Below are 6,288 nucleotides of genomic sequence, written 5' to 3' on the forward strand. Positions count from 1 at the left end.
CCTTTATCGCCGCACGTTGGCCGAAAGTGGGCTTGAATCTGCCGCCTGGGGGCACATCGGTAACAACCATCTGCATGTGAACATTCTGCCGCGCGATGCGCAGGATTACCGCCGCGGCGGAGAGCTCTTTGCCCAGTGGGCTTCCGAGGTCACGGCCATGGGCGGCGCCGTCTCCGCCGAACACGGCGTCGGCAAGATCAAGGCAGGCTTCTTGGAGACGATGTACGGTCACGAGGCCATGGTCGAGTCGGCGCGGCTCAAGCTCCAGCTCGATCCTGCCGGGCAGCTGGGTCGCGGTAACCTGTTTTCGGAGAAGCTCTTGGATGAGCTCGTCCAGAAAGGGGGCGCGTGAAGATGAGCGATTTCCATATGGTGGTGTGCGTCAAGGCAGTGCCGGGCAGCACCGAGGTCAAGATGGACCCCAAGACCAATACCATCGTGCGCGATGGCAAGCAGGCGGTCATTAATCCCTTTGACGCGAGCGCTTTGGAATGCGCGCTGGCACTGAAGGACGACTTTATCGGCTTTGGCATGGATGTGCGTGTAACGGTGGTGTCGATGGGCATCCCCGCGACCGAATCGCTATTGCGCGACTGCATCGCCCGAGGCGCCGATGACGCACTGCTGCTGACCGATCGCGCCTTTGCAGGTGCCGATACCCTGGCAACCACCTATGCCCTCAAGTGCGGCATCGAGGCGCTCGACGAGGACTTCGACCTGCTCATCTGCGGCAAGATGGCGGTGGACGGCGATACGGCCCAGATTGGTCCCGAGCTTGCTGGTGCCTTTGAGATTCCCTGCGTGACCGACGCGAGCTGCGTGCAGAGCGCGGGCTTTACGACTTGCGGCTCGCTGGCTCTTGTTCACGGCTGCGATGCCGGCGAGGAGACGGTCTATCTTGAGATGCCGTGCGCGATGACGACCGCCAAGGAGATTGGCCAACTGCGCATGCCGAGTATTGCCGGTATTCGTGCGGCCGAGGAGGCGGACGTGCGCGTGGTCAACGCTGCCGACGTGAACGCCGACCCCGCGCGCTGCGGCCTTGCCGGCTCGCCGACACAGGTCGTGCGATCGTTTGTGCCCGACCGCGACCAAACGTGCGAGACCGTTGACGGAACGGCGTCCGAGCAGGCGGCAAAACTTGCCAAGATTATCGAGGGGATGGCATAGATGAGCGGACTGATTATCGATAGCGAAGCCTGCATCGGCTGCGGTCGCTGCGTTCGCGCCTGTGCCTCGGGCGGCATTGTAGTGGAAGGCGAGCGGCCCAACCGTTGCGCCCGCGTAACCGACGGCTGCATCCTATGCGGTGGGTGCGTCGACGCCTGCCCTGTCAACGCTATCTCGATCGAGCGTGACGAGGCCGCTGGCGCGGTGGACCTTGATGCATATCGAGACATTTGGGTATTCGTTCAGGCCGACGAGCACGATGTCGTGGCCCCAGTGGCCTATGAACTCATGGGCAAGGGACGAGAGCTTGCCGATGCTCGTGGTTGCCGTCTGGTGGCATTGGCCGGCATGAGCCCCGAGAGCTCGCTCAAGGACCTGGAGCATCTGGTTTGCGCCGGTGCAGACGAGGTCCTGGTCTGTCGCGACGAGCGTCTGCGCCAGAACGATGCGGAGGTTTACGCCCGGCTGATCTGCGATTTGGTAGCCGAGCGTAAGCCCGAAGCCATTCTGTACGGTGCGACCGCCTTTGGCCGCGAGCTGGCACCCGGCGTTGCCGTGCGTTTGCAGACGGGCCTTACGGCTGACTGCACCGTACTTTCGATGGATACGGAGACGGGGCTGCTGCAACAGACGCGTCCGGCGTTTGGCGGCAACCTGATGGCCACCATCGTCTGCCCCAATCATCGTCCCCAGATGGCAACGGTGCGTCCCGGCATCTTTAAGGCGCCCGACTTTGACTACGGCCGCTCCGGCACGATCACCCAGATATCACTTGCGGATGATGCTAAGGCTCGTGTCGAGATCTCGATTCCCGCCGAGGAGTGGGGGCAGCAGGCATCAATTGCCGATGCCGAGCGCCTGGTCGTGGTGGGTCGCGGCATTGGTTCCAAGAAGAATCTGCCCCTGATGCGAAAACTCGCCGAGGCTCTGGGGGCCGAGCTTGGCTGCACGCGACCTGTCGTGGAGGCCGGCTGGTTGGAGTATCGCCATCAGATTGGTCAGACGGGCGTATCGGTTTCGCCCAAGCTTCTCGTGAGTATCGGTGTTTCGGGCGCCATCCAGCATCTTGCCGGCATCGGTGGGGCGGAGTGCATTATCGCCATCAACGAGGACCCGGATGCCCCCATCTTTGGTGCTGCCCAGTATAAGGTTGTCGGCGATGCCGTCGAGGTCGCCGAGGAGCTGCTGGCCCAGCTTGAGCGCTAGGCGCGCGCCAGCCAGTCGCGCATCTCGTCCTTTAGGCGCTCCCAGGTCGCTTGCGTGGCGGGATCGGTAAAGGGGCGCGCAATGCCAAAGGGCGCTTCGAGCAGACGGTAGATATCGCCCTGCTCGCGCGCCAGCGCGCGGCTCGCTGGATAGACGAGCTCAAACATAAAGCAGATGAGTCCCACCAGGTAGTCTGCGGGCTCGTTGCGTTCATCGCGTGCGACGCACCGGCGCTCGTCAAAGGCAGCGAGAGCCGGTGTCGAGAACCGGCTGGCGAGAAACGCGTCCTCATCAACCTTGAGGATAGTGTCGACGGTGCTGTCGGCGATGGTGCGCATAATGTCGATCTTGTCGCCATCGCGCACGATATCGCAGAAGCGCCGTGTACGCTCGTCGAGTTGTGCCGGCAGGCGAAAGTCGCTGTGATAGGCGATGCTCGCGCGGATGAGCTCGTCGTCCTCGTCGGTCTCGATAAAATCTCGGATGCTTGTTGTGGCAGGCGCGTCGTCGGGGTTCTCGCCAAAGAGGACCCCGACGCCCAACGCTGCGTGGCTCATACTCTCGGCGTCCTTAAAGGTGTCCCAGCGCCGCAACTGTTCAAAGCGTCCCATATCGTGTAACAGGCCGCAAAGCCAGGCCAGGTCAATATCCTCTGTCGACCAGCCCTGCTCGCGCGCCACGGCATCGCATGCCTCGGCAACGTGGTACGTATGCTCGATTTTGAGCGCGATACGTGGATTGGCGGCATCGTAAGCATCGGTATAGCGTTTGAAGGCCGCGGTCGCCCGGCCCCGATCGATAGCTGTCATAATGACTTCCTAAAAAGCTGTGTCTTTCGATCCGGTGGCAATTGTAGGTGAACTCGGTTGCCACCGGACGATGATTCTGTCGCGTCGTTGAACGCGGCTCGGAAATCTTGTCGGGACGAGGAACGCTATGGTGCTCAAAATCGTTAAAACCGTTTGGCCGGTGATGCTCACCTATGTTGCGATAGGCGCGCCGTGCGGAATGATTATGGCGCAGACGGGAATGGAGCCCTGGATGGTTTTTGCTCTGAGCAGCACGTTTGTGACGGGTAGCGGCCAGTTTATGGTCTGCAACCTGTGGCTGGCAGGTGTGCCTGCGGCATCGATTGTCGCAAGTGTGGCCGCAATCTCCTCGCGCTTTGCACTTTACTCGGCATCGATTGCACCGCATCTGAGGGGTGCCTCGAAGCGTCAGGCGCTGGCCGTTGCCGCGACGCTCACCGAGGAGGCATACGGCATCTCGCTTGCCAAGTTGGTTGAAGGGGAGGATTGGGGTCCGCACGAGTCCTTTGTGCTCAACGCGATCCTCATCGCGACATGGGGCGTTTCGTGTACGACGGGCGCCATCGTCGGCGCCGTTGTCGATGTCCCCACCGCTATTGCGGGTTTTGTCTGCACCTCGCTCTTTATCTGCCTGCTCTTTTCGCAGCGGCTGTCGCGCGGCAATGTCGTGGCTGCCGTTATGGCTGCGGTGTCTGTCGCCATATGCAAGTTCTTGGGGTGGACGAATATCGCCGTGCCGGCAAGCGTGCTCGTCGGCGTTGCCGCGGCGCTTGCGTGCGATGCTCTCGCCGAAGGAAGGGGTGCTCGCGATGCCCGTTAATGAGTTCTTGGTCCTGTGGCTGTCGTCATGGGCGGCTATCGCGTTTTTCCGTATTGCCCCGGCGTTTGCCTTGCGCGGGAGAACGCTGTCGCCCCGCGTTACCGAGGCCTTGGGTTATATTCCGCCCGCCGCCTTTGCGGCGCTGGTCGCTAACGATTTGATAAGCCCTGGCGCTTTCGACGCCGGCTTGTGGCAGGGCTTGATTCCCTGGATTGCGGCTGCCGGTGTCGTGGCGGTGGCAATCAAGACAAAGTCGATGTTGTGGTGCTGCGTCTCGGGCATCGTGTTCTATATCGTTTTGAGCCTTGTATAAAAGCAAGGGCGCGTTTAGCGTCCCGGCCCAACGAATCGAATTTCTCACCGAGCTGGTCTGCTTCTTCTGGTACCATGGTCAAACTTTACTGTAGCAAAGCGTGACGTGGGCTTTTGTTCTGCGTCAGCGGAAATGGGGGTTTCATGGCACAGGAAGCGACCGCCAACGAGCAAAAGAAATTCAAGGTACCGCGTATCCCGGGCGACATCATGATCTATCCCATGATTGTTGGCCTTTTGCTCAACACTTTCTGTCCGCAGGTCTTTGAGATCGGCGGCTTCTTTACGGCTGCCTGCCGTGGCGGCTCCAATACCATCGTCGCTGCGATCCTGCTCTTCGTGGGTGCCGGCATCAGCTTTAAGTCCACGCCGGGCGCTATCAAGACCGGCATCGTCGTACTGATCCCCAAGCTTGTTGTTGCGGCCGCCCTTGGCTTGGGTGTGGCATATTTCTTTAACGACAACTTCCTGGGCCTGAGCTCGGTCTCAATCATCGGCGGCATTACGTTTTGCAACATGGCGCTCTATACGGGCATCATGGGCGAGTTTGGCGATGAGTCCGAGCAGGGCGCCGTCGGTATCCTGTTCTTTACGGCCGGCCCCGCCGTCACCATGATCATCCTCGGTGTCTCGGGTCTCGCCAACATCCCCGTCGGCACCATCATCGGATCCATCCTGCCGCTTGTTATCGGCATGGTCCTGGGCAACTTGTTCCCGTTTATCAAGAATCTGCTGGTCCCCGGCGCCAATCCCGCGATTGCCGTCATCGGTTTTCAGCTCGGTGCGTCCATGAGCCTTTCGAGCTTTATCACTGGCGGCATCTCGGGCATCCTGCTGGGCCTTATCACGCTCTTTATCGTCGGTCCTATCACCTTTGCCTTCGAGCGCTTGTGCGGTGGTAACGGCAAGGCGGCCGTTGCCTGCTCCACTATCGCCGGCACGGCTATGACCACGCCGGTCGCCCTCGCCGAGGTCGCTCCGCGCTATGCCGAGCTTGCGCCCACCGCGTATGCGCAGATCGCCACCGCCGTCATCATCACGGCAATCATGGCCCCGATTCTGACTGGCTGGGTCGATAAGAAGTTCTGCCATGGCAAAGAGGATCTGTCGGTCGAAGGCGTCGAGGCTATTGAGGAAGCCGTCGCGACCGACATCGACGGCGAGTAGCAATCGCTACCAATCAATGATGCCGGCGTGCAATTCGCGCCGTTTGAGCGCCCGAACGAAAGCTGTCTTGCAGTGTCGTTCGGGCGCTTTGCTATGATTCCCCTTACCCCTGCGGAGTAGGGGGTGTTTATTGTCCAGACTCGAATCGGGCGATTCTGACCACTTGGATATTGAAGGGATGGCGTCTAGTGGTTAAGGCACTCAAAATTGAGATATTCCTGCTATGCATGATTGTTCTTATCGGGCTTGCCGCACGAAGCCGCCGCTCCTTGTTCTCGAGCACCCAGCAGCTCTTGTTTAGCATGCTGGGCTACACGTCTGCTGCCTACATTTTCTTCGATATGATCTGGACGCTCTCGGACGGCGTGAGCACTCCTGTAGGCATCACGGCCAACTGGATTTCCAACGCGGTCTCGTTTTCGCTGTTCGCCATCGCGTGCCTCATTTGGTTTTTCTATTCCGAGACAGTGCAGGGCTCTCGCCTTTTGACCGCGCGCTATAGGGTGGCGCTCGTGACGTTGCCAACCGTATTGGTGGTCGTGCTGGCATTTACCAGCTACTGGACGCACGCTATGTTCTATATCGATGCGCAGGGCGTATATCGTCGCGGAGCGCTTTATATGATTCAACCTATCGTTAGCTACTGCTACATCATATATACGTCTTTGCATGCCTTTATTCAGACTCGAAAAGTCGAAAGTCTGCAAAAGAAGGCCATTTATCGCACCCCTTGATTATCAACTTCATCCGAACACTTCCCACATTCATCCGCACATGTGCGGATGAATGTGGGAACCCGATACC

General features: G+C 59.8%; 8 protein-coding genes. 7 read left to right on the forward strand and 1 reads right to left on the reverse strand.

The features are described from left to right. From AB5Z25_RS10515 to AB5Z25_RS10525, 3 genes are all read left to right on the forward strand, one after another. The coding region (locus AB5Z25_RS10515) for an FAD-linked oxidase C-terminal domain-containing protein (RefSeq protein ID WP_368135540.1) at nucleotides 1–352 on the forward strand (352 nt) is incomplete at its 5' end. A gap of 2 nt (nucleotides 353–354) precedes the next feature. Then, the gene (locus AB5Z25_RS10520; protein ID WP_368135548.1) at nucleotides 355–1,170 is read left to right on the forward strand and encodes an electron transfer flavoprotein subunit beta/FixA family protein; all 816 of its coding nucleotides are present in this window, start codon (nucleotides 355–357) and stop codon (nucleotides 1,168–1,170) included. Then, on the forward strand, nucleotides 1,171–2,376 hold the full coding sequence (locus AB5Z25_RS10525) for an FAD-binding protein (RefSeq protein ID WP_368135541.1): 1,206 nt from the start codon (nucleotides 1,171–1,173) through the stop codon (nucleotides 2,374–2,376). Here the strand turns inward: AB5Z25_RS10525 and AB5Z25_RS10530 are convergent. Further along, nucleotides 2,373–3,185, reverse strand: coding sequence for an HD domain-containing protein (locus tag AB5Z25_RS10530; protein WP_368135543.1), 813 nt, complete (start codon nucleotides 3,183–3,185; stop codon nucleotides 2,373–2,375). The genes AB5Z25_RS10525 and AB5Z25_RS10530 overlap by 4 nt on opposite strands. Before the next feature lie 127 nt (nucleotides 3,186–3,312). On the opposite strand from AB5Z25_RS10530, the gene AB5Z25_RS10535 reads away from it, so the two are divergent. From AB5Z25_RS10535 to AB5Z25_RS10550, 4 genes are all read left to right on the forward strand, one after another. Next, nucleotides 3,313–4,005 carry an AzlC family ABC transporter permease gene (locus tag AB5Z25_RS10535; RefSeq protein WP_368135545.1) on the forward strand — a complete coding sequence of 231 codons (693 nt, stop codon included), beginning with the start codon at nucleotides 3,313–3,315 and terminating at the stop codon, nucleotides 4,003–4,005. After that, the gene (locus AB5Z25_RS10540; RefSeq protein ID WP_117821266.1) at nucleotides 3,995–4,318 is read left to right on the forward strand and encodes an AzlD domain-containing protein; all 324 of its coding nucleotides are present in this window, start codon (nucleotides 3,995–3,997) and stop codon (nucleotides 4,316–4,318) included. Before AB5Z25_RS10535 ends, AB5Z25_RS10540 begins: the two co-directional genes overlap by 11 nt. Before the next feature lie 143 nt (nucleotides 4,319–4,461). Beyond that, complete coding sequence (locus tag AB5Z25_RS10545; RefSeq protein ID WP_349088836.1) at nucleotides 4,462–5,484, forward strand: 2-keto-3-deoxygluconate permease; 1,023 nt, start codon at nucleotides 4,462–4,464, stop codon at nucleotides 5,482–5,484. A 227-nt stretch (nucleotides 5,485–5,711) separates the two neighbouring features. Further along, nucleotides 5,712–6,218, forward strand: a complete 507-nt coding sequence (locus tag AB5Z25_RS10550; RefSeq protein WP_368135547.1) for a hypothetical protein — start codon at nucleotides 5,712–5,714, stop codon at nucleotides 6,216–6,218. The last annotated feature ends 70 nt before the right edge of the window (nucleotides 6,219–6,288 follow it).

It is taken from the genome of Collinsella aerofaciens (genome assembly GCF_040910325.1).
In the GTDB taxonomy this organism is placed as follows: domain Bacteria; phylum Actinomycetota; class Coriobacteriia; order Coriobacteriales; family Coriobacteriaceae; genus Collinsella; species Collinsella aerofaciens_BL.

What these genes read in the sequence shown, in the direction of transcription:
- AB5Z25_RS10550 (WP_368135547.1), top strand. Translation starts at nt 5,712, where the DNA reads ATGATTGTTCTTATCGGGCTTGCCGCACGAAGCCGCCGCTCCTTGTTC.
- AB5Z25_RS10525 (WP_368135541.1), top strand. Translation starts at nt 1,171, where the DNA reads ATGAGCGGACTGATTATCGATAGCGAAGCCTGCATCGGCTGCGGTCGC.
- AB5Z25_RS10530 (WP_368135543.1), bottom strand. Translation starts at nt 3,185, where the DNA reads ATGACAGCTATCGATCGGGGCCGGGCGACCGCGGCCTTCAAACGCTAT.
- AB5Z25_RS10535 (WP_368135545.1), top strand. Translation starts at nt 3,313, where the DNA reads ATGGTGCTCAAAATCGTTAAAACCGTTTGGCCGGTGATGCTCACCTAT.
- AB5Z25_RS10520 (WP_368135548.1), top strand. Translation starts at nt 355, where the DNA reads ATGAGCGATTTCCATATGGTGGTGTGCGTCAAGGCAGTGCCGGGCAGC.
- AB5Z25_RS10540 (WP_117821266.1), top strand. Translation starts at nt 3,995, where the DNA reads ATGCCCGTTAATGAGTTCTTGGTCCTGTGGCTGTCGTCATGGGCGGCT.
- AB5Z25_RS10545 (WP_349088836.1), top strand. Translation starts at nt 4,462, where the DNA reads ATGGCACAGGAAGCGACCGCCAACGAGCAAAAGAAATTCAAGGTACCG.